This window comes from Lysobacter sp. Soil_C_15 (assembly GCF_057657315.1).
Map to the genome: position 1 here is coordinate 707,840 of NZ_JBDGIR010000002.1, position 21,737 is coordinate 729,576.

Here is a 21,737-nt window from a genome sequence, read left to right on the forward strand (position 1 = left end):
TGCTGCTGGATCACGCGATGCGCCATGCCGCCGTTGCGGTACAGGGGGCGGTCTGCATCGGGTCGCCGGTTACCGAAGCGCGGGCGCCGCGCGACGGCGCGCAGCCGGCGGTCACGGAGCCTGGGGGCCATCGCCGCCCTCAAGCGGGCCGTCTTCGAGCGCATAGCCGGCGCCGCGCACCATGCGCAGCGGCGAGGGATCGCCGAGCTTGCGCCGCAACGCGGCCATCACCGATTCTTCGGCGTTCGAAGCCGGCTCGCGGTCCTCGCCCCAGCAGCCGGCGATCAGCTCGCTGCGCGACACCACCCGCCCGACGCGTTCGGCCAGCAGTTGCAACACCGCGAACTCCTTCGGCCGCAGCGGCAACAGCACCCCGCGCCGGTGCACTTCGCGCCGGCCCAGGTCGATCTCCAGATCGCCGACGCGCAGCTTCGTAGGCCGGATCGAGCCGCCGCGGCGGGCGATCGCGGCCATCCGCGCCATCAGCTCGTCCAGCGAGAACGGCTTGACCAGATAGTCGTCGGCGCCGCTGGCCAGACCTTCGATGCGGCCATCGATCTGGTCGCAGGCAGTGAGGAACAGCGCCGGCGCGGCCAGGCCCTCCTCGCGCCAGCGCCGCAGCAGGACGATGGCGTCGCCGTCGGGCAGCAGGCGGTCCAGGACCAATGCGTCGTAGACATAGCTGCGGACGAAGGCCTCGGCGCTGGCGCCGTCCTGGGCCTCGTCGGCGGCATGGCCGAGCGCGCGGATCCGCTTGGCCACCGCCCGCCGCAGGTCCGGCTGGTCTTCGACGACGAGGATGCGCATGCGGCGAAGGCTACCGCATCCCCGCGCCGGGCAAAGGCCGGATCGCCGGCTCTCCCGGTGCGGGCCGCGGCCGGTGGCGCCGGCCGCGGCGCAGGGTGCCGGCCCGGCCGGCCGCGCATCGGTACCGGCTCGTCGATGCAGGCAGCGGATGCGCGCCGGCCTCGGGCATCATCGCCCGACCCTTCACCACGACCACGCGCAGCATGGACCGATTCGCCCGTCGCAACGCCCGCGCCGTCGCGCCACGCGCTTGCACGCCCACCGTGTCGCACACCGGGCCGGCGCGCCGTCCGGCCCCGGCGCTGGGCGCGCTCCTGCTCGCCGTCGCGCTCGTTACAGCGGCCATGGCCGGTTGCCGCGACGCCGGCCAGGACCGGCATCGGGCCGCGATCGAACTGAACGAACGCGTGCGTCGGGCGCTCGCGACCGGCGGTATCCAGGTCGACGGCGCCGTCGCCTGCACTGCGCCGCTGCCGCCGCGGATCGGCGCCGCGACCCAATGCGTCACCGGCCTGCCGGGCGAGCATGCCCGCCTTTACGACGTCCGCGTGCGGTCGATCGGCGCCGATGGCCCGGCGCTGCAAGTCCAGCCGGCCCGACTGACGGTCAGGCGCGATCGGGTGGAAGCGCGCGCGATCGAGCTATTGGCCGAACACCCCGACGGCTACCCGATCCGTTCGGCGCACTGTCCCGCGGACCTGTCCGGCGTGCCGGGCCAGATCCTGCGTTGCCAGGTCGTATTGCCCGACGGCCGGCGCAATGGCTTCACCGCCACCCTGGAAGGCGTGTCCGGCGGCTTCGCGACCGCACTGTTCACCCGCTACACCATCGCCCAGGACGTGCTGCCGGAACAGCTCGCCGACAAACTGGAACAACTGTTGCGAGCGCAAAAGGCCTTGTCTGCGCAACAACAGCAAGGCGCTCGAATCGCCTGCCGGTCCGGATTGAAGGCCGTCGCCGAAGCGACCGCGCGTTGCATCCTGAGCGGCCCGCGCCTGATCCCGACCGAGATCGCGGTGGGCTACCGGGGCATCGACCCGGCGAGCCGGCAAATCCTGATGGAATACGAAACCGTGGATCCGGACCGCCCCGCGCAGGGATCGACCGCCGCACGCCGAGACCGCGCCCCGCCCTAGCCCTGCGGCACCCGGTCATGTCCGGCAAGCGGTGGGCGATGCCCTTGTGGCAGTCGATGCAGGTCTTCTCGCACGTGCCCACAGCTCGTGGATCTGCGCCGCGCGCGAGCCCTGCCGGGTCAGGTCCATCGAGTCGCAGTCGTGGCAGCTGCGGGATTCCAGCGAGTCGTTGGTCTTGAGCCGGGTCCAGGCGTGGCTTGCCCCAGATCAAGCCGGCGGCGGCCGCACCGGGGCGCCGGCCGGCCCGCGCGGACGCCCGAGGCAATCCGGCCGTGCCGCGTCGCCACACCCCGCCTCGTCGCCGTCTCGTTGCGCCGCGCCCCTGGCTGCGTTATCTAAGCCGCTGCCGCCTCGCGTCCGAGGCACCGGGGAATCGTCGTCATGCCAAGGATTGCCGTCGTCTTGTCGCTGTGGCTCGCTTGCTGGGCCGGTTCATCGGCCGCCGCGCCGCCTCCGGCCCAGGCCCAGGCCCAACGCGCGGCGGACGCGGCCGCCGAACGCCGCCCCGGCGACGACATCCAAAGCGATTTCCGCGCCCGCCGGGTCCAGGTCGCCGATCTCGACGGCGACGGCCGGTCCGAAATCCTGTTCCTGCTGACGGCCACTTGCAGCCAGGCCAATTTCGATTGCGAGAACTCGCTGACGGTGCTGGACGCGCTGCGCCCGAACGACGGGCGCGCGCAACCCTCGCGCCTGAGCGACGCGGCGGAGAAAGCCCACCTGGCCCGGGTCCGCGCGCTCGGCTACGTCGAGAACGCCAGCGCGCAGATTCCCGGCGAGGTCGAGTCGATCCGGGTCGAGGGTCAGCGCATTTCGGTCGCTTTCGTCGCCCGCAAGGATGCCCCGCAGTGCGCGGACAAGTGTCCGCCGCCCGGCCGGCATACCTGGCACTATGCCTGGAAGCCGGGGGCCCTGACCCGACTGGCCCCAGCGCCCGGCCGGCGCTGAGTCGCGACCTGTGTTTTTGCCTACGCGGCGCGCCGCCGTTACCTGACGCAACGCCGCGGCCTAACGATCCCCAGCCGAAGGACCCGCAACGCATGGGACGCTATCTGATCTTGTGGAACTGGATCGCCATCGCAGCGGTCATTCTCACCGCCTTCGGCGGCCGTCCCTCGCCGATCGGCACCCTGTTCGGACTGGCGCCGTTCGCGGTCGCGCTGGCCTCGGCGGCATGGATCGAATCCTCGCTGTTCGCCCTGATCGTGCGCCTGGGCTCGGGCCTGTTCGCCCTGTTGATGGGCGCAATGCTGCTCAGCTTCGGCTTCTTCACTGCATCGATGCTGTGGCTCGGAGCGCTGTTCGTCGTCCTGCCCCTGCTCAATGCGGTCTACCTCGAACCGCACCGCGAAGCGCCGCCACCGCGCCGCGCACCGCGGCCGGTACCGCCGCCGCAGCAACCGCCGCCGCCCGAGGGCTGAAGCGACAGAGGCCGACAGACTCGCGAAGCATCGAAGCGTCAGCTTATCGCCGTCGTCCGGCCCGCGCCCGTCGCCGCCATCAGTTCGCCGGCCCTTACCAAGCCATAGCCCTGGTTCCGCAGCGCCGGCACCAGCCGGCGCACGATCTCGACGATGCCGTGGCGCGCGCGGCCGCTTTCGTCGTCGCCGTCGTGCAGCAGCACGATCGCGCCGGGGTGGATACGCGCCAATACGGACTCGACCACGCAAGAGACATAGCCCGGCGCGTCCGGTTCCAACCAGTCGCGCGGGTCGACCGACCAGCCGACCACGACGTAGCCGGCTGCGGCCAGCGCGTCGAATTGCGCGGCATCGAGTTCGCCGTAGGCCGGGCGGAACAACGGCGCCGCCGCGACCGGCCGGTCGCGCGCGGCCGCCGCCAGCGCCTCGGCCGTCGGCGCCACTTCCTCGCGCATCCACCGCCCGGCCTCGATCCCGCGCGCATCGGCATGGCGCTCGGAGTGGTTGCCCAGTTCGTGCCCTTCATCGAGCAATCGCTGTACCAACGCTGGCTGCGCGCGCATCGCCGCGCCGACGCAGAAGAAGCTGGCGCGCACGTCCAGTTCGGCCAATGCGTCCAGCAAGTCCGGAGTCGCCGCGCCGGGGCCGTCGTCGAACGTCAGCGCCAGCACGCGCCGGTCCGGCGCGCCGCGGCCGAGATAGGCTTGCGGGCGGTGCTGCAGGAATCCGTGCCAGTCCATGCGCGGCTCAGCGGGTCAGCCAGGTCTTGCGACCGCCGCGCAGTTCGTCGAGCAGGCCGATCAGGTTGGCCGGCAGCAACAGCACGTCGATGACCGTGTTGCACACCGACACCAGGGCCAGATCCAGCGGACGCAAGCCGAGCCGGGTGCGGGCCTGGATCATCGAAACGAAGTTCAGCGCCGCCATCAGCAACCAGTTCAGGCCGGCCACCGCGAGCAGGCTGGGACTGCGGTAGACCAACGCGCCGGCGACCAGCAACAGCAAGGTCGGCACCAGCGCCGACTGCGCCCAGAGCAGCCACCACGGCAGCATGGTCATGGTCCGCGCCCAGGAAATCCGCCAGGCGACCCGGAACGACTCCAGCCGCCCGCGCGCCCAGCGCCGGCGTTGGCGGAACAGGCCCTGCAGCGTGGTCGGGCAGATCGTATAGGCGATCGCGTCCGGCGCGTAGGCGATCGAATAGCCGTGGGCGAAGGCGCGCCAGGTCCAAGAAATGTCCTCGACCAGCCAGTCGCCCCAGCCGCCGAGTTCGCGGATCACCGCGGTGCGGTGCAACGAGAACGCGCCGGCGACCACGTTGACCACGCCGATCTTGCTCTGCACGTAGCGGATCGCCGCGAGCGCGCCGACGTGTTCGTAGAACTGCAGCCGGTGCAGCCAGGAACGATGGCGCTCGTCGGGCACGATCAGGCCGCAGGCGGCGGCGTGGCGCGGCGAGGCGTACAGGGCCTCGACCGCGCGCCGCAAAGAGCACGGCAGGATCACCGTGTCGCTGTCGATCACCGTCACCACGTCCGACTCCGGCGCCAGTTGCGGCAGCGCCGCGTCCAGGGCCAGGCCCTTGGCGCCGCCGTTGCGCGCCAGCGGCACCAGGCGGTAATGCTTCTCGCGCGGTTGCCGCAGCCACTGCGCCAGCGCCTGCGGAGTGGCGTTGGTCGAACCGTCGTCGACCAGCAACACTTCGATCCGGCCCGGGTACTCGGCGTTCTCGATCGCCTCCAGCGTGCGCAGGAACGAGGCCGGCGGCTCGTTGTAGAACGGCACCAGGATCGAGACGAAGGGATAGTCGGCCAGGGTCGGCGACGGCGGCCGGCGCAAGGCGCGCCACACCGCCCAGCCGGCGAGGAAGATCAGGCAGCACAACAGGATCAGGGTCGAGAAACCGACCAGACCGGTCAGAACGAACTGGCTCAGCATGGGAAGAACGCATCCGGCAACGCGGCCCGCGCACGCTTCGCGTACGGCGGATCGCAGGGTCTGTTGGGCAGACCGGACGCGTCGATACGGCGCCTGCTGGGCAGGGCCGCACGTTCGGTGCTTGCGTTGGCTACAGCATGGGGGAGGCACGGCAAAACGCGGAACGCTTGCAAGCGAAACTTTTTACTCGGTTCGCTTTCGAAAACGCGATGCATGACCGCGTTTTTCGCAAGCAAGAATGAAAGCAGGCGCACTGCGTTTTCTGTGACGACCTTTAGCAGTTCCGGCAACGGCACGCGCATTCGCTCGACACCGCGCCGGCGCGCGTTGAAGAATCGGTCCGCACCGCTCGCACCGACCGACGCCATGACCTCATCCACGACCTCCTCCGCGGCCGCGTTCCGGCCGCGCTTCGACATCGGCGCGCAGCGCCTGGACTGCGGGCGCGAACCGCAGGTCGACACCCACCAGGCCGCCGAGCAGCGCGCCACCTGGCCCCTGCTCGACTACTCGCAGTGCGAACCGACCGAGGACCAGCAGGCGATCAACCGATGGCTGCAACAGGCCGAGCTGGACGGATGCGAGGTGCTGCACATCGGCACCGGCAACTCCTCGGTCGCGCGCCTGCTGGCCGGCCGCGCGCGGGTGACGTCGGTGACCGTGGCGGCGGGCGAATGGGAACACGGCCGCAGCCTCGGCATCGCCGACTATCAGGTGCATCTGCTCAACAAGCACGGCCTGGAGTTCGCCGAACGGTTCCGCGCACGCCGCTACGACTGCGTGCTCGACAACAACCTGGCCAGCTTCGCCTGTTGCCAGCGCCATCTGGAACGCTATTTCGAAACCCTGGCCGGGCTGCTGAGCGAGCGCGGCTTCGTCCTCACCCATTGGCTGGGCATGCAATGGACCCTGGACCTGGGCGTCGACGACGTCGAGCCGGTCTGGCGCCTGGACGCCGGCAAGCTGCGCGCGATCGCCAGCGCCTACGGCCTGGCGGTGGAACGCGACGGCGAGCTGTTCTTCCTGCGCCGCGCCGGCGCGGCCGCGTCCTGAGCCGGCGCGCGCGGGCGCCTTGGCGATGCTGCCGCGGCCCTGGCCTGCGCTGCGCCGCCAGGCGGCCGACGGCGCGCGCCTGTGGCGGCTGAGCCGGCGCGATCCGCGCCTGGGCTGGCTGTTGCTCGACAATCTGATCACCACCTTCGGCGCCAGCTTCACCCTGATCGCCCTGCCGTTCCTGGTCATGCGCCTGACCGGCCGCGCCTTCGACCTGGGCCTGACCGCGGCGATCGAAGCCTTGCCCAGCGCGCTGCTGCTCGGGTTCGGCCGCGGCCTGCTCGACCGGTTCGATCCGCTGCGCGTGCTGTGGTGGTGCCGCGCCTGTTACGTGGCGCTCAATGCCGCCTTGGCGATCCTGGCCGGCAGCGGCCGGATCGCGATCGAAAGCGTGTACGCGATCGCTCTGCTCGGCGGCCTGGTCTGGGCGCTGGCCTACCCGGCCGGCCGCGCCAGCTTCGGCCTGTACATCCGCAAGCCGCTGCTCAGCGCCGGCAACGCGGTGTTCGCAGTCGCCTCCAGCCTGGCGATGACCTTGCTGCCGATGCTCGCCGGCAGCCTGATCCTGAGCAGCGACGACGCCCGCGGGCTGGCCTGGGCGTTCTGGATCGACGCCGCCTGCGTGGCGGCCTCGTTGTGGCTGTTGGCGGCGGTGCGCCGGCGCGGGCCGGTGCGTCGTAGCGGCAACGTCGACGCAAACGCAGCCGTCGAAGCCTGCGCCCAGGCGAGCGCGACGACCGCGGTGCCGCGCAGCTACTACGCCTACCTGCTGGCCAGCACCGTGCTCGCCTTCGGCCCGGTGCAGGTGCTGCTGCCGCTGCTATTGGTCGAACGCGGCGACGCGCGCTACTTCCTGGTCTATCTGGCCCAGTTCGCCGGCATCGCCGTCGCCGCGCCGTTGGCGGCGCGCGCCAGCGAGCGCCTGCCGACGGTGCTGGGCAAGATCCTGCTGTGCTGGGCGGTGGCCGCCCTCGCCTACGCCCTGCTCGCCGCCAGCGCCGCGCTGGCGCCGACCCTGGCCGCGTTCTGCCTGCTCGCCGCGGCGTCGAACTACTACGGCATCCAGTCGCTGTCGTGGCTGCAAAGCAACGCCGACGCGCGCCGGATGGGCCGCGAGATGACCTGGTTCTCGGCCGCGACCATGGGCGCGATGCCGCTGGCGACCCTGCTCGCCGGCCTGCTCGCCGACCGCCTGCGCCTGGCGCCGGCGGCCGCGGCCCTGGCCGCGGCGATCGCGCTGTGCCTGCTGCTTGGGGTCTGGCACCTGCAGCGCAGCCTGCGCCGGGGCGGATACGACCCTAGAACCTTCTGACGTCATGGAAAAGGTACCGAATACTCAATAAATTATGGTCGAATACCTTCGCCGCGCCCGTGTGCGAAGGGCCCAGCGGTTCAGCTCTTCACCTTCGATATTTCGAGGTCCAGCTGCAGATTTCGGGGCATATTGGCAACGCAGTTTGTCGAAGGACGCCCCGCATCTCACCCCGTGAATTGCAGGTGGCCGCCAACCCTCAAAATCACTCGAGGCTCGGCGAACAGTACCGGCTTTCTCAGGAGACTCCAATGCACATCAGCAACCACACTCCATCCACGATCATGATCGCCAGGCTTTGGAGGACTCGTATCGATCCGGTGCGCAGCGAAGACTACGACGCATACGTCGTTCGGTACTCGCGCCCGATGTTTTCCTCGCTTCCAGGATGCATGGGAGCCTTCTTTCTCGGCGACGGTGAAGACCGCGCGGCACTGACCTTGTGGGCCGATGAGGCATCGATCAAGGCGGCCGAAAAATCGGCCATTTACGCCGAAACCGTGGCGCGCTACGAGTCGATCTTTCGCCCGCCGCAGACGATTGAGCTTTTCGCCGTCACGGGAGCAACGATAGACACGCTCGCATTAAGCGCCACAGTATCGCCTCGCCTCAATCCCCACGACGACGCCTGACCGAAATCGCAGAGTTTCATTTCTGCAGATGCATGGTGGCGATGGGTCACTTGCGACCCCACACGACCCGATAGGTATTCGGCGCATCGCTGGATGCGCCTGAACTGAAGTTTTAGTGCAAGGCGGCGCGTCGGGTTTATATCAAGCAATGTGCGCGTATGGCCGATGCCTTCGCCTCCAAGTCGATTGCGCTATTAGCCGTCCCTCTCGGCACGCACTTCGGCGGCGTCCGACGTACGAAAACGCCCCGGGGGCACAGGCCCCCGGGGCTCGCGTGCGATGACGGCCGTAGCGCCGGCCGCCGCCGCGGCGATCACTGCGTCTTGAAGCCGTACATGAAGGTCGCCGGCGCGCCGGTGGTGGCGCCGAAGGTGCCGGGGTTGGGATTGGTGTTGCCGGCGCCGCCGACGCCGTCCCAGTTGGTCTGGCCGAACGAGTACAGCCCCGCGCCGACGATCGACAGCGCGTTCAAGGCCGCGGTCTGGGTCGGCGCGGCACCGTAGAAGGTGACGAAGCTGCGCGAAGCGCCGACCGGCAAGGCGCCGAAGCGGAAGTCCATGTGCGAGCCGAGGTCGCCGGGGCCGAAATCGGTCATCGGCCCCGAGGTGCCGCTATTGGCCGCCAGCGGATCCAGCGAATTGAAGCCGTTGTTGTTCCAGGCCAACAGGAACGGCGAAGCGCCGGCCATGGTGATGTATTCGGAGAAGGTGTTCGGCGGGACGTCGTAGTCGATGCCGCGGGTGTAGCGCAGGTCGTTGACCTGGGTGCGGCCGATGTTCTCGATCCTGACGTCGACCCGGTACAGATAGCTGGTCGCGGCGATCGGCGTGTACTGGTGGGTGACGCGGAAGGTGTTGCCGACGTTGACCACCGAGGTCGCCGTGCTCGGGGTGGAGGTGAAGCTCACCACCGACATGTTGCTGGTGCCGGCGCAACGCGAGGTGCGGCCGGTGACCGGCGCCGAGGGATCGGCATTGGCCACGCCCCAGCCTTCGCACGGCGCGCCCGGCGCCGAGGCTTCGCCGTTGGTCGGCATGTAGCGCAAGCCGACCAGGCGGGTGCCGTAGCGGCCGCTGGACAGGTCGATGTTCGGACACTCGATGTTGAGGTAACCGGTGTTGGACACGCCGAGTTGGACGATGCCGTTGTTGATCAGGCCCGGGCAGCCCTCGGGCGGATCCAGCGCGCAGGCATAGCCCCAATCGCTGGCCTGCAGCAGCGGGGTGTCGGCGCGACGGAATTCGGGGATCCGGATCGGATGCGGCAAGGGCTGTTTGTACGGCAGCTCGACCGGCACCGCAGCCGGCTCCCAGGGATCGGCGCAGCCGGTGTTCAGGCCCGGATCGACCTGGACGAAGTACACGTCCTGCGCGTCGCCGACGCCCTGCCAGTCGCCGTAGGTGTCGCCGGCGAGGATGAAGCGGTCGCGCTTGCTGTCGATCGCGTACAGGCTTTCGCGGAACTTGTCGCCGAAGCGGCGCGGGCCCAGGCCGCCGTAACGCAGCAGGTCGCGATGATTGGCCGCGAGCAGGAAGCCCTGGGTGCCGGCGATGGTGCCGACCACCGCCAGCGCGCCGTCGCGTCCGTCGAGGCTGCGCGCCTCGACTACGTCGAAGGCGGTGAAGCTGGCCTGGGCGCGGTCCTGCCACACCGACTGCACTTTCGGCGCGCAGCTCAGGCGCGAGTAGCGCGCCATGTAGACCTGGGCGTTGCCGCCGCTGAGCGTGCTGGCGGCGCCGACCAGCACCGTCTCGCCCTGGTAGTTCGGGCTCAGCAGCGCGGCCAGGCCGTGGAAGTCGCGGTGGTCCTGTCCGGTGGCGAGCACGCTGCTGCACACCGGCGCGCCGCCGCCGTCGGTACGGAACATCAGCCCGCCGCGCGCCGCGCTCGACCAGGCCGAACCGGCCACCACCAGGTCGGTGTAGCCGCCGGTGCCGGCCAGGTTTTCGGTCACCGCGCGGAAGCGCAGGTTCGGCCAATCGCTGCCGCCGTCGTAGTCCTGGTCCCAGATCACGTTGCCGGCCGGGTCCAGGCGCGCGATGCGGCCGAAGCTGCGGCCGTTGCGGTCGATCTCTTCGCCGACCACCACGATCTGGCCGTTGCCGGCGGTGCTCGATACCGTGGTGCCGCCTTCGATCAGGTCGTAGCCGGTGGCGCGATGCGAGGGGTCGAGGTTGTCGAGCAAGGTGGTCCAGCGCGGATAGCCCTTGCAATCGATCTGCAGCACGTAAACGAAGCTGCCGTCGCCGACGGTCACCGCGCCGGTCACGGCGAAACCGCGGCCGCCGGTCAGCTCGATCACGCCGAACGCGTTCGACAGTTTGCTGCCGGCGATCGGATAGGCCTGCTGCCAGGTGTTCAGGCCCGGGTTGTCGGTGACGCCGCTGTCGTTGGCGCGGGTCACCAGGACTTGTTCCTGTCCGTCGCTGGAGCGGCGCGTGCCGACGGTGACCGAACCGCCGCCGGGACAGAAGTTGACCGTCTTGACGTCCTCGCCGCGGTCGCGCCAAGGTTGGTTGCCGTAATAGGTTTCGAAGTTCTGCGCCTGCGCCCAGGGCGCGGCCAGCATCAGGCCCGCCGCCAGCACGGCGGCCAGCCGTCCTGCGCTGCGGTTACGTCGCATGCGTTCCATATGCGCCTCGCTGCGGATCGTCCAGGTGGATGGGGACAGCACCTGCGACCCTAGCCCCGCACGCGACGCCTGCCGAGGAACAATCCGGGGCGATATCGGGACAAGCCGGGAACGATTCGCAGCCGCGGACGACGCCGCGCTGCGGCGCACATGAGCGCAGCGTTAAAGCCTGGAAGACGTCACGATCGCGACGAGAACGCCGGCCGAATGCGGGAACGAGCGCGCAGCGAGCGCCGGCTTGCGAAAGCGGAGGCTCGCCGCTTTGCGCTGGCCGCAACGCGCGATGTTAAAGCCCGCATTGCGTCACAACCGCGTTCAACGGCGGCTGAGCCGGAACCGGAAGCGAGGATTCGACCAGGCGCCGCATCGGCAGGCTCGCTCTTGATTCCGCTGCGCCGGTCACTCCCTCGGCGCTTCGCCGATCAACTCCACCTCGGCCAGTCCGATCCCAGCGCTTTCGCCGGCCAGGCGCAAGCGGTAACGGCTGTAGGTCGCCGGCTGCGCCAGCGCGAAGGCCCGGGTCTGCCGGCGCCAGGCGAAGCTTTGGCCGCTGCGCTCGTCGAGCGTGGTCCACCGCTCGCCGTCGTTGGAGCCCTGCAGGGCCCAGGCCTGGGCGTCGCCGCGCTTGGCCGACGAAGTCAGCGTGTACAGGTGCACGGTCGCCGGGCGCTTGAAGCTCCAGGCGATCGACGGCATCGGCAGGCTCAGGCGCAGGCCGGTGCCGGAGTCGTCGTCGAACAAGACCGCCGCCTGCTTGGCGGCGATGCCGGTCACCGTCGCGTTGTCGCGCCGGCCCAGGTCGCGCCACGGCATCGGCATGTCGCCATCGGCGCTCAGCGATTCGGGCAGCGCCTGCGGCGCGCTGGCCCAGTTCGACGGCGACGGCCCCATGCGGAAATCCAGCACCGCGCCCTGCGCCAGCAGTTCGTGCGGCAGGGTCAGCCGGTCCCAGGGCTCGCCGTTGACCTTCAGCGATTGCACGTAGCGGTTGCGCGCGCCGACCTTGGGCGCGTTGATGCGCAGCTCGCGGCCGTTCTCCAGGCGGATGCTCATGCGTTCGAAGCGCGGCGCGCCGATCACATACTCCGGCGAGCCCATCCGCAAAGGGTAGAAGCCGGCCGCGCTGAACAGCCACCACGCCGACATCTCGCCGTTGTCCTCGTCGCCCGGATAGCCCTGGCCGATCTCGCCGCCGACGTAGAGCCGGTCGAGGATGTCGCGCACTTTCTCCTGGATCCGCCACGGCTGGCCGGCGGCGGCGTACATGTAGGGGATGTGATGCGAGGGCTGGTTGCTGTGGCCGTACTGGCCCATGCGCACGTCGCGCGCTTCGAGCATTTCGTGGATCACCTGGCCGTAGCCGCCGACCTCGAACAGGCCGGGCGTGGCGAAGAACAGGTCGAGCTTGTTGCCCAGCGCGACCCGGCCGCCGTACAGGGCGGCCAGGCCGGCGCCGTCCTGCGGCGCGTGGAAGGCCATGTTCCAGGCGTTGGTCTCGGTGTAGTCGCCGCCCCAGCGCAACGGGTCGAACTCGCTGGCCGCGTAGCGCCAGCGGCCGTCGCGGTGGCGGCCGACGAAGAAGCCCAATTGCGGATGGAACAGGTTGACGTAGCCCAGCGCGCGGTTGCGGTAGTAGGCCGCATCGTCCGCGTAGTGGGCGCGGTACGGATCGTCGGCCGGCGCCTGCTGCGCCAGCGCCGCGGCCAGGCGGCCGATCGCGTAGTCGTTGATGTAGCCGTCCATCGACCAGGACAGGCCTTCGCCGACGGTGGTGTCGGTATAGCCGGTGAAGATCGCCCGCTCGATGCCCTTGCGCCCCGCGCCCGGAATCGGACTGACGCTGGAAGCGTTGCGGATCGCCGACTGGTAGAACGAGCGCACGTCGAAATTGCGCACGCCCTTGAGCCAGGCGTCGGCGAAGGCGACGTCGGAGCTGGTGCCGACCATCAGGTCGGCGTAGCCCGGCGAAGACCAGCGCGCGATCCAGCCGCCGTCGCGGTACTGCTGGACGAAGCCGTCGATCATCTCGCCGGCCTGGGTCGGCGCCAGCAGCACGTAGGCCGGCCAACTGGTGCGGTAGGTGTCCCAGAAGCCGTTGTTGACGAACACCTTGCCGTCGACCACGGCCGCACCGGTGACGGTGTCGCCGTCGGCGCCGGCGGGCGGCGCGAACGGGCTGGCGTAGCGGTACAGCGGCCGCTCGGCGGTGCCGGTGTTCTCGTAGCCGCTGTTCGGGTACAGGAACAGGCGGTACAGGTTGGAATACAAGGTGGCGCGTTCGTGCTCGGGCGCGCCTTCGATGCGCACCGCGCCGAGCTTGGCGTCCCAGGCCGCGCGGGCGCGCTCGCGCACCGCGTCGAAGCCTTCGTCGGCGCCGATTTCCAGTTCCAGGTTGCGCTTGGCCTGCTCCACGCCAAGCAGCGAGGTGGCGATGCGCATCGTCAGCTGGCGCGACGGATCCGCGCCGAGGTCGAAGCCGTACCAGGCCGAGACCCGGTCGCGGCCCTTTTCGCGCGGCAGGCGCTCGCCGCCGCGCAGCGGCCGGTCGAAGCGGGCGTAGAAGTACAGCCGGGTGGCGCCGGTCGACAGCGAACTGCGGCTGTCGCTCCAGCCGCTCAGGCTGCCGTCGCCGGGGTCAAGGCGGATATCGCCGTGTTCGTCGCGGTGATCGAACAGCAACTGCGCGTTCGGATCCGGGAAGGTGAAGCGCAGCATCGCCGCGTGGTCGGTCGGGGTCAGCTCGGCGACCAGGCCGTTGTCGAAGCGCACCCGGTAGTAATCGGCGCGCGCGGTCTCCTGGTCGTGGCCGAAGCTCAGCGCGCGCTTGCCGCGGTCGAACTCGGGCCGGGCGCTGCCGATCGCCGGCAGGATGTGCAAGGTCTGGCGGTCGCCCATCCACGGGCTGGGCTCGTGCGACAGCGCCAAGGCCTCCAGGCGCGGCCGGTTGTCGTCGCCGTTGCGCTCCTGGTACTGGTAGATCCAGTGCGAACCGGCGTTGGTGGTCGGGGTCCAGAAATTGAAGCCGTGCGGCAGCGCGACCGCGGGGAAGGTGTTGCCGCGCGAGAAGCGCGCGTTGGAATTGCTGCCGCGGCGGGTATCGACGTAGTCGCTGGGCCGCGGCGCCGGCCCCTTGGCCTGCGGCATGCGTTCGATGCGCAGATCGTCCAGCCAGCCGCGGAACGGCGCGGCGTGGTCGGCGTCGTGCACGACCAGGATGCGGCGCACGCGGCGCCCGGCCGCGACTTCGCCGATCCGGCTGGACACCGCATTCCACTGGTCGGGATACAGCAGCCGCGCCAAACCCTGCCCGCGCGCGGTCAATGGCTGGCCGTACGCGTCGGTCGGCGCGTGTTGCGACAGCCGGCTGCCGTCGTCGAATTCCAGGTCGATCGCGACATAGGTCGAGGTGTTGCGCAGGTCGTCGGCCGGCACCGCGGCCTTGCGCCCCGTCACCCGCGCGTCCGACAGCGGGAACAGGCGATACGACAGCACGCTGTCCTTGCTCAGCGCCAGGTCGACCTCGAACGCCTGCAGGCGCTGCTCGCGCCCGCCTTCGCCCTGGTAGCGCAGCGAGCGCAGGCCGGTGAAGCCGACCCCGGGCTTGGCGGTCAGCGCGGCGGCCGCATCCGGGCCGCCGTCGACGTGCAGCGAACCCGGCAGGTCCGGCGCGTCGGCCGGCACAGGTTCGCCGGCTTCGAACGAGGTGGCGAAGCTGCGCGGCGCGGCGGCGAAGGCCGACGACGCCCAGCACGCCGACGCGATCGCGACGGCGATCAGGCCATGGCATGCGAATCGATCGGCTGCGACACCCTGCGGCCGGCCGCGACCGCGGCGGCCGTTATGGCCCAATGACATGTCCCGCTCCCATGCTTGCGCGGCGTCACGCTTCGCCCGCTGGCGAATCTGCGACATGGCGTTTCGCTCGATTTGAATCGATCTAAAACGAACCTGTCAAACCGCGCCGCAGCATCGGCAAGCGCTGCACACGATACGCAAAAACCAATCCGGACAAGCACTTCGCAGCAAAAATCAAGCCTGCGATTCACGATGCTTTGGCACAGCTTTTGCGTCAATGAAGGCACCTGCAAATGTGATGCATCTCACATTTTTATTCGCGTCTCGGACCCGGTCGCGTCTTCCCCCACGGATCTTGGTGGTTCATGCCGATTACGCATCGCCTCGCTTACGCCCTTGCCTTCGCCCTGGTTTCTGCGGCCTCAATCTGCCCCATTTCGTCAGTTTCTGCCGCCGAGAGTCAATCCAAGTCCTCCGACCCGATGCCCGAGATCGAGCGCCTGCGCGCCGATCGGCAGTGGCTGGCGGCGCTGGCGCGCATCCAAGCCGCCCTCGCCGCCCGCCCCGGCGACGAGGCTCTGTATCGGCTGCAGGTGTTGACCCTGGCCGACCTCGGCAATGCCTACCGCGCCTGGAGCCTGTACCGCGAACGCCCCGGCTTGTTCAGCGCCGACGAGCGCCAGCGCCTGGAATCCAATCGCCTGGCGCGGATGGTGGTGTGGGGCGGGCTGTACCCGGAGAACGAGGAACAGCGGCTGGAGGAAATCCGCGCCGCACGCACGGCGATGGCCGAGTACCGCCAAAGCCAGAGCGATAGCCAGCGCCAGGCCGACCTGCGCACGCGATTCGACGAACTGGTGATGCTGAACATCCTCGAACACCATCCCGAAGCGGTGCGCAACTACCGCCAGTTGCAGGCCGAAGGCGTCGAGGTGCCGCTGTACGCGCTGGCCCGGGTCGGCGCCTCGCTGCTGGCCGCGCGCCACCCCGAGGAAGCGGCGACGGTGCTGGAACGGGTCGTGCGCGAGATGCCGGAAGACCACGACTCGCAGTTGCAACTGGCCTATGCCTATTCCGAAGCCGAGCGCTTCGACGACGCGAAAGAACAACTGCAGAAGATCAAGGCCGCCGAACCGGCCTTCGTGCGCGTGCCCGGGGCCAAGGTCAGCCACGCCAACTGGCGCCATTACGACGCCGACACCAACGCGATCATGGTCGGCCTGTACGGCGAGGACACCGTCGGCGCACAGCGCGATCTGGAAGCGCTGGCGGCGATCGGCCCGAACAACGCCGGCCTGCAGACCAACCTCGGCGTCGCCTACCAGCGCCGCGGCTGGACCGAGCGCGCGCTGGAACGCTTCCGCATGGCCAGCACCCTGGAACCGACCAGCGTCGGCGCGCGGATCGGCCAGGTCGGCGCCTACCTCGAACACGACCGGGTCGACCTGGCGCGGCCGATCCACGACGAGCTGCTGGCCCGCCGCGAACGCGACGTGCAGGTGCGGCAGATGCGCGAGTCCTGGGACAGCCGGCTGGGCTGGCAGTGGCAGGTGTCGACCTCGAGCCATCGCAGCCGCGCCGACGGCGGCGGCGACAGCGCCTCGCCGCTGGGCAGCCGCGACGGCGCCCACCGGGTCGAGATCAGCAGCCCGCTGATCCACGACCGCTGGCGCCTGACCGCGCACGCCCAGGACGCCTGGGCCGACTACCCCGGCGAACGCGTGCACGACCGCCGCCAGGGCGTCGGCGCGAGCTACGCCTACGACCGGCTGAGCCTCGGCTTCGGCGTCGACCGCGCCAGCGACCGCTGGCTCGACCGCGACGACCGCAGCGGCTACTACTTCGACGCCGGCTGGCGTTTCGACGACGCCTGGCGCGGCAGCGCGTCCTGGTACCGGCAATCGCCGGACGCTTCGCTGCAGGCGCGCCGCGCCGGCATCGACGCCGACGCGCTGAGCCTGGGCCTGCGCTGGACCCCGAGCGAGCGCACCGCGCTCGACGCCCGCGTGCAGCAGCTGCGCTACAGCGACGACAACCGGCGCAGCGCGCTCGCGTTGTCGCTCGAGCAGCGCGCCTACACCCGTCCGCACCTGCAGCTCGACGGCCTGGCCGAACTGTCGGCCAGCCGCGCCAGCCGCCGCGACGCCGACGTGCCCTACTTCAACCCCAGCCGCGACGCCTCGCTCAATCTCGGCCTGCGCGTCAACCACGTCGCCTGGCGCCGCTACAGCCATCACCTGCTGCAGCGCTTCACCGCCTACGCCGGCCCGTACTGGCAACAAGGCTACGGCAGCGCCTGGGTGCCGCAGCTGCGCTACGAACACGAATGGGGCCTGGGCACCGGCCGCAAGCTGACTTACGGCCTGAGCTGGTCGCGCCCGGTCTACGACGGCCGCCGCGAGGACCGGCTCGGCTTCGATCTGAACTTCCGTTGGGGAGAGCAATGAACATGGATGGGATCCTCTCCGCCGCAACCCTGCCCCGCGCGCTGCGCGCGTTGCGCGGCCTGCTCGCCGCCGCCGCGCTGGCCCTGGCCGCGCTGGCGCCGGCCCAGGCCGACGAACTGCTGGTGCTGAGCTACCACGACGTGCGCGACGACGTCGCCCGCAAGGGCGATCCCGACGCCTACGCGGTCAGCACCCAGAACTTCGCCGCCCACCTGGACTGGCTGTCCGGCCACGGTTACCGCCCGGTGTCGCTGAGCCAGGTGATCGCCGCCTCGCGCGGCGAGCAGCCGCTGCCGCCCAAGGCGGTGCTGCTGACCTTCGACGACGGCCTGCGCAGCATCTACACCCACGCCTTCCCGCTGCTGCGCGCCTACGGCTACCCGGCGCTGATGGCGGTGGTGACCTCCTGGGTCGATCTGCCGCGCGACCAGCAGGTCGACTACGGCCCGCGCATGTTCGGCCACGACGACTTCGTCACCTGGGACCAGCTGCGCGAGATGCAGGCCTCGGGCCTGATCGAGATCGCCTCGCACAGCCACGCCCTGCACCGCGGCGTGACCTCCAACCCGCAGGGCAACAGCATGCCGGCGGCGATCACCCGGGTGTGGGATCCCAAGGCCGAGCGCTACGAAACCGAAGCCGAGTACCTGGCGCGGATCCGCAAGGACCTGGGCGACAGCGTCGCCGCGATCAAGCGCGAACTCGGCGTCGCCCCGCAGTCGGTGGTGTGGCCGTACGCGGCCTACAACAGCCAGACCAACGCCATCGCCGACCAGCTCGGCATGCAGGTCACCTTCGACCTGGAAGGCCGCCACCAGACCCTGCGCCGCGACCTGCACGGCCTGGCCCGGCTGCTGGTGTTCGACAACCCCACCGTCAACGACCTGGCCTACGAACTGCGCCACGACGAAGCGCTGGACGGCCTGCGCGCGCTGCAGGTCGACCTGGACTACGTCTACGACGCCGACCCGGCGCAGCAGGCGCGCAACCTGGACAAGCTGATCGAGCGGGTCAAGCAGGTCGGCCCCAGCCACGTGTTCCTGCAGGCCTTCGCCGACCCCGACGGCAACGGCTCGGCCGACGCGCTGTACTTCCCCAACCGGCACCTGCCGATGCGCGCCGACCTGTACAACCGGGTCGCCTGGCAGCTCAAGACCCGCGCCGGGGTCAAGGTGTTCGCCTGGTTGCCGGTGCTGGGCTACGAGCTGCCCGACGCCGCGCTGCGCCAGCGTCTGGCGATCGCCGCCAGCAACCCCAAGGAAACCTTCCGCCTCAATCCGTTCCAGCCGCAGGCGCGCCAGATCGTCGCCGACATCTACGAAGACCTGGCGGTCAGCGGCTACACCGAAGGCCTGCTGTTCCACGACGACGCCCTGCTGCGCGACGACGAACTGCGCGGCCAGGCGCCGGAGCAGGCCGCGCAGCGCACCCGGGCGCTGATCGAGTTCACCCAGGAGCTGACCCGCGCCGCCGGCAAATGGCGGCCCAAGCTGATCACCGTGCGCAACCTGTTCGCCGAGCCGGTGCTGCGCCCCGACAGCGAGCGCTGGTTCGCCCAGAACCTGGCCGCGTTCAACCAGGCCTACGACTACACCGCGGTGATGGCGATGCCGTGGATGGAGAACAGCCGCGAGCCGCAGGCCTGGATGGACCGGCTGGTGGCGCAGGTGGCGCGCTCGCCCAGCGGCCTGGCGCGGACCATTTTCGAGCTGCAGACCGTGGACTGGCGCGACAACAAACCGATCCCGGCGCAGCGGCTGAAGACCATGGCGCGGCGCCTGCAGGCCGCCGGCGTGCGCCACCTGGCCTGGTACCCGGACAACTTCATCGACGATGTGCCCTCGACCGCCGACGCGCGCGAAATCATGTCCGCGCGCGGCTTCCCCTACATCGAACGCTGAGTCCGCCCCGGCGCTGGAGCGCCGGGCCCTTCCACCGCGCACGCGCCCCTTACCGGAGACTGCCATGTACGACGTTCTCAGCGCCTTGCTCGCGGTGTCGTTCAAGTTCGCCTTCTATTACCCGATCGTGATGTCCTTTTTCTGGATCGCGGGCGGGCTGTACTACTACCTGCGCCGCGAGCGCCACGCCCGCGGCCGCACCGACCCGCCGGCACTGGAGGCGGCGCCGTTCGTGTCGATCCTGATCCCCTGCCACAACGAGGGCGACAACGTGCGCGAAACCATCGCCTCGGCGATGGCCCAGCGCTATCCCTCGTTCGAGGTGATCGCGATCAACGACGGCAGCCGCGACGACACCGGCGAGAAGCTCAACCTGCTCGCCGCGCAGTACCCGCTGCTGCGCGTGGTCCACCTCGACCGCAACCTGGGCAAGGCCAACGCCATGCGCATGGGCGCGCTGGCGGCGCGCTCGGAGTACCTGGTCTGCATCGACGGCGACGCCTTGCTGGACGAATACGCCACCCACTGGATGGTCTGGCACCTGTGCTCGGGCGCGCGGGTCGGCGCGGTCACCGGCAACCCGCGCATCCGCAACCGCTCGACCCTGCTCGGCCGCCTGCAGGTCGGCGAGTTCGCCTCGATCATCGGCATGATCAAGCGCGCCCAGCGCGTCTACGGCCGCATCTTCACCGTCTCCGGGGTGATCTGCGCCTTCCGCCGCACCGCCCTGCACCAGATCGGCTACTGGTCCGACAGCATGGTGACCGAGGACATCGACATCAGCTGGCGCCTGCAGATGAACCACTGGGACATCCGCTACGAGCCCAATGCGATGTGCTTCATCCTGATGCCGGAAACCGTGCGCGGGCTGTGGAAGCAGCGCCTGCGCTGGGCCCAGGGCGGCGTCGAGGTGCTGCTGCGCCATACCCGCGACCTGTTCTCGTGGCGGCGCCGACGGATGTGGCCGGTGCTGGGCGAATACCTGCTCAGCCTGGCCTGGGCCTACATGATGGCCTTCATCATCCTGCTGTGGGCGCTGGGCAAAGCGTTCGAACTGCCCGAGCAACTGCGCGTGCCGACCCTGCTGCCGTCCTGGCACGGGGTGATCCTGGCGATGATCTGCCTGCTGCAGTTCGCCGCCAGCATCGTCATCGACCGCCGCTACGAAACCGGCGTCGGCCGCAACTACTACTGGATGATCTGGTACCCGATGGTGTTCTGGCTGCTGAGCTTCACCACCACCGTCGCCGCGGTGCCCAAGGCCCTGGCCAAGCGCCGCGGCACCCGCGCAGTGTGGGTCAGCCCGGATCGGGGGCTGCGATGAACACGCCCAAGCCACAGGCACCGCAGCCGCCGCAGCCGCGCCACCCGCGGCGGCACAAGCACGACTCGCGCCTGATCCAGCGGCCGTACTCGCAACCGCTGCTGCCGCGCACCTTCTGGGGCCTGACCACCGGTGCGTTCTGGGCGGTCTACATCTACCTGTGGATGCCGCTGGTCACCTTGTTCATGTGGCTGTTCGGCATCCAGCGCGCCGAAGCCGAACTGTATCTGCGCCAGCACGAAATCGACCCCTTCCTGCTGCTGGTGCTGCCGGCCACCGCGGTCGGCGCCGCGGCGCTGCTGATCCTGTGGGCCGAATACAACCGCCGCCGCTTCACCGGCGTGGAGCGGCGCAGCGCGCCGCCGCCGGTCGCGCTGGAACAGGTCGCCGCCGCGCTCGGCGCCAGCACCGAGGTCGCGCAGGCGCTGAATGAGGGCCGGATCAGCACCCTGCACATGGACCCCCACCAGGCCGTGCCGCTGGGCGTCAACGCAGTCAAACCGCCGGCGTCGAAACCGCTGGCGCTGGCCGCGCCGATGCCGGCCTTCACCCGCCACACCCTGCCGGAAACCGCCTGGATCCCGATGCTGGGCCTGGCGGTGGTGTTCGTCATCTGCGTGCTGCTGGTGGTCTCGCACGGCTACCGGCAGATCGAAAGCGAAACCTCGTCGCTGCAGATCGAAGGCGAACCCGGCCTGGACCGCCCACCGTTGGCGCCGCCAGCGCCGGGCCCGGCCAGCGGCAACGACGACGACACCACGCCAGCGCCCGCTCCGGACGCGAACGCCGCCGACGCCGCAGCGGCCGACCCCGCACCGCGCGCACGCAACCCCGAGCCGCGCGGCGCCAGCGCCAAACCGCGCCCGCTGCCCGGCTACAGCCCCAAACCGCCCTACCCCCTCGACGCCCTGCGCCGCGGCGAAGGCGGCCTGGTCACCCTGCGCGTGCAAGTCGGCGCCGACGGCCGACCGCAACGCGTCGAGATCGCCAAGCGCAGCGGCAGCCGCCCCCTGGACCGCGCCGCCGTCGCCGCGGTGCGCAACTGGCGCTTCGCCCCCGCCAAACGCAACGGCCGCCCCATCGCCGCCGTCGTCATCGTCCCGGTCGAATTCAAGCCGCAGCGCTGAGCCCCGCTCCCGGCGCAGCCCCACGCCGGGACGCCCTTCCCCTGTAGGAGCGGCGTAAGCCGCGACCAAGCCCCCGCAGAACCCAACCACGCGCTTCCCCCCTTTGAAAAAGGGGGGCCAGGGGGGGATTTGCTGTTGCCTTTGCTATCGCCGCGCCCCCCTTCGCCACAACCCAGCCTCCCCCCATCGCACACCAACTCGACAACGCTCAC

The 21,737-nt window shown here is 70.1% G+C and carries 16 protein-coding genes; 10 read left to right on the forward strand and 6 right to left on the reverse strand.

The window, feature by feature from the left end; translation table 11 throughout:
• Positions 1-111: 111 nt before the first annotated feature.
• Positions 112-807 (reverse strand): response regulator transcription factor, encoded by a 696-nt coding sequence (locus AC3A57_RS07245; RefSeq protein WP_487578271.1) that lies wholly within the window; start codon positions 805-807, stop codon positions 112-114.
• Between the two features lie 95 nt (positions 808-902).
• On the opposite strand from AC3A57_RS07245, the gene AC3A57_RS07250 reads away from it, so the two are divergent.
• The 3 genes from AC3A57_RS07250 to AC3A57_RS07260 all read left to right on the forward strand — a co-directional run bounded on the left by AC3A57_RS07250 (position 903) and on the right by AC3A57_RS07260 (position 3,364).
• Positions 903-1,943, forward strand: coding sequence for a hypothetical protein (locus tag AC3A57_RS07250; RefSeq protein ID WP_487578272.1), 1,041 nt, complete (start codon positions 903-905; stop codon positions 1,941-1,943).
• 402 nt (positions 1,944-2,345) lie between these two features.
• Positions 2,346-2,891, forward strand: a complete 546-nt coding sequence (locus AC3A57_RS07255) for a hypothetical protein (protein ID WP_487578273.1) — start codon at positions 2,346-2,348, stop codon at positions 2,889-2,891.
• 92 nt (positions 2,892-2,983) lie between these two features.
• On the forward strand, positions 2,984-3,364 hold the full coding sequence (locus AC3A57_RS07260; protein ID WP_487578274.1) for a hypothetical protein: 381 nt from the start codon (positions 2,984-2,986) through the stop codon (positions 3,362-3,364).
• 38 nt (positions 3,365-3,402) lie between these two features.
• Here the strand turns inward: AC3A57_RS07260 and AC3A57_RS07265 are convergent, their stop codons facing one another.
• The 3 genes from AC3A57_RS07265 to AC3A57_RS07275 are packed head-to-tail and all read right to left on the reverse strand — an operon-like array spanning position 3,403 to position 5,682.
• Positions 3,403-4,104: a polysaccharide deacetylase family protein gene (locus AC3A57_RS07265; RefSeq protein WP_487578275.1), complete on the reverse strand. Its 702-nt coding sequence runs from the start codon at positions 4,102-4,104 to the stop codon at positions 3,403-3,405.
• 7 nt (positions 4,105-4,111) lie between these two features.
• Complete coding sequence (locus AC3A57_RS07270; RefSeq protein WP_487578276.1) at positions 4,112-5,302, reverse strand: glycosyltransferase family 2 protein; 1,191 nt, start codon at positions 5,300-5,302, stop codon at positions 4,112-4,114.
• Positions 5,296-5,682, reverse strand: coding sequence for a hypothetical protein (locus tag AC3A57_RS07275; RefSeq protein WP_487578277.1), 387 nt, complete (start codon positions 5,680-5,682; stop codon positions 5,296-5,298). Before AC3A57_RS07275 ends, AC3A57_RS07270 begins: the two co-directional genes overlap by 7 nt.
• Here AC3A57_RS07275 and AC3A57_RS07280 point away from each other — a divergent pair.
• The 3 genes from AC3A57_RS07280 (at position 5,669) to AC3A57_RS07290 (ending at position 8,299) form a co-directional block, all read left to right on the forward strand.
• A complete protein-coding gene (locus tag AC3A57_RS07280) occupies positions 5,669-6,355 on the forward strand; it encodes a hypothetical protein (protein WP_487578278.1) in 687 nt (228 codons plus the stop codon). The genes AC3A57_RS07275 and AC3A57_RS07280 overlap by 14 nt on opposite strands.
• Before the next feature lie 25 nt (positions 6,356-6,380).
• On the forward strand, positions 6,381-7,667 hold the full coding sequence (locus AC3A57_RS07285; protein ID WP_487578279.1) for an MFS transporter: 1,287 nt from the start codon (positions 6,381-6,383) through the stop codon (positions 7,665-7,667).
• A 251-nt stretch (positions 7,668-7,918) separates the two neighbouring features.
• The gene (locus tag AC3A57_RS07290) at positions 7,919-8,299 is read left to right on the forward strand and encodes a hypothetical protein (RefSeq protein ID WP_487578280.1); all 381 of its coding nucleotides are present in this window, start codon (positions 7,919-7,921) and stop codon (positions 8,297-8,299) included.
• A 313-nt stretch (positions 8,300-8,612) separates the two neighbouring features.
• Here AC3A57_RS07290 and AC3A57_RS07295 read toward each other — a convergent pair whose 3' ends face one another.
• Complete coding sequence (locus AC3A57_RS07295; RefSeq protein ID WP_487578281.1) at positions 8,613-10,922, reverse strand: hypothetical protein; 2,310 nt, start codon at positions 10,920-10,922, stop codon at positions 8,613-8,615.
• A gap of 408 nt (positions 10,923-11,330) precedes the next feature.
• Positions 11,331-14,786, reverse strand: coding sequence for a GH92 family glycosyl hydrolase (locus AC3A57_RS07300; protein WP_487578282.1), 3,456 nt, complete (start codon positions 14,784-14,786; stop codon positions 11,331-11,333).
• A gap of 422 nt (positions 14,787-15,208) precedes the next feature.
• On the opposite strand from AC3A57_RS07300, the gene pgaA reads away from it, so the two are divergent.
• From pgaA to pgaD, 4 genes are all read left to right on the forward strand, one after another.
• The gene (pgaA, locus tag AC3A57_RS07305; protein ID WP_487578283.1) at positions 15,209-17,173 is read left to right on the forward strand and encodes a poly-beta-1,6 N-acetyl-D-glucosamine export porin PgaA; all 1,965 of its coding nucleotides are present in this window, start codon (positions 15,209-15,211) and stop codon (positions 17,171-17,173) included.
• A gap of 2 nt (positions 17,174-17,175) precedes the next feature.
• Positions 17,176-19,074 carry a poly-beta-1,6-N-acetyl-D-glucosamine N-deacetylase PgaB gene (gene pgaB / locus AC3A57_RS07310; protein ID WP_487578284.1) on the forward strand — a complete coding sequence of 633 codons (1,899 nt, stop codon included), beginning with the start codon at positions 17,176-17,178 and terminating at the stop codon, positions 19,072-19,074.
• A 64-nt stretch (positions 19,075-19,138) separates the two neighbouring features.
• The gene (gene pgaC / locus AC3A57_RS07315; RefSeq protein WP_487578285.1) at positions 19,139-20,398 is read left to right on the forward strand and encodes a poly-beta-1,6-N-acetyl-D-glucosamine synthase; all 1,260 of its coding nucleotides are present in this window, start codon (positions 19,139-19,141) and stop codon (positions 20,396-20,398) included.
• Positions 20,395-21,525 carry a poly-beta-1,6-N-acetyl-D-glucosamine biosynthesis protein PgaD gene (gene pgaD, locus AC3A57_RS07320; protein WP_487578286.1) on the forward strand — a complete coding sequence of 377 codons (1,131 nt, stop codon included), beginning with the start codon at positions 20,395-20,397 and terminating at the stop codon, positions 21,523-21,525. Before pgaC ends, pgaD begins: the two co-directional genes overlap by 4 nt.
• The last annotated feature ends 212 nt before the right edge of the window (positions 21,526-21,737 follow it).

Coding starts and splice junctions, on each gene's coding strand:
- AC3A57_RS07245 (WP_487578271.1), bottom strand. CDS start 807: ATGCGCATCCTCGTCGTCGAAGACCAGCCGGACCTGCGGCGGGCGGTG.
- AC3A57_RS07260 (WP_487578274.1), top strand. CDS start 2,984: ATGGGACGCTATCTGATCTTGTGGAACTGGATCGCCATCGCAGCGGTC.
- AC3A57_RS07265 (WP_487578275.1), bottom strand. CDS start 4,104: ATGGACTGGCACGGATTCCTGCAGCACCGCCCGCAAGCCTATCTCGGC.
- AC3A57_RS07270 (WP_487578276.1), bottom strand. CDS start 5,302: ATGCTGAGCCAGTTCGTTCTGACCGGTCTGGTCGGTTTCTCGACCCTG.
- AC3A57_RS07280 (WP_487578278.1), top strand. CDS start 5,669: ATGACCTCATCCACGACCTCCTCCGCGGCCGCGTTCCGGCCGCGCTTC.
- AC3A57_RS07285 (WP_487578279.1), top strand. CDS start 6,381: ATGCTGCCGCGGCCCTGGCCTGCGCTGCGCCGCCAGGCGGCCGACGGC.
- AC3A57_RS07290 (WP_487578280.1), top strand. CDS start 7,919: ATGCACATCAGCAACCACACTCCATCCACGATCATGATCGCCAGGCTT.
- AC3A57_RS07295 (WP_487578281.1), bottom strand. CDS start 10,922: ATGCGACGTAACCGCAGCGCAGGACGGCTGGCCGCCGTGCTGGCGGCG.
- AC3A57_RS07300 (WP_487578282.1), bottom strand. CDS start 14,786: ATGTCATTGGGCCATAACGGCCGCCGCGGTCGCGGCCGGCCGCAGGGT.
- pgaA (WP_487578283.1), top strand. CDS start 15,209: ATGCCCGAGATCGAGCGCCTGCGCGCCGATCGGCAGTGGCTGGCGGCG.
- pgaB (WP_487578284.1), top strand. CDS start 17,176: ATGGATGGGATCCTCTCCGCCGCAACCCTGCCCCGCGCGCTGCGCGCG.
- pgaC (WP_487578285.1), top strand. CDS start 19,139: ATGTACGACGTTCTCAGCGCCTTGCTCGCGGTGTCGTTCAAGTTCGCC.
- pgaD (WP_487578286.1), top strand. CDS start 20,395: ATGAACACGCCCAAGCCACAGGCACCGCAGCCGCCGCAGCCGCGCCAC.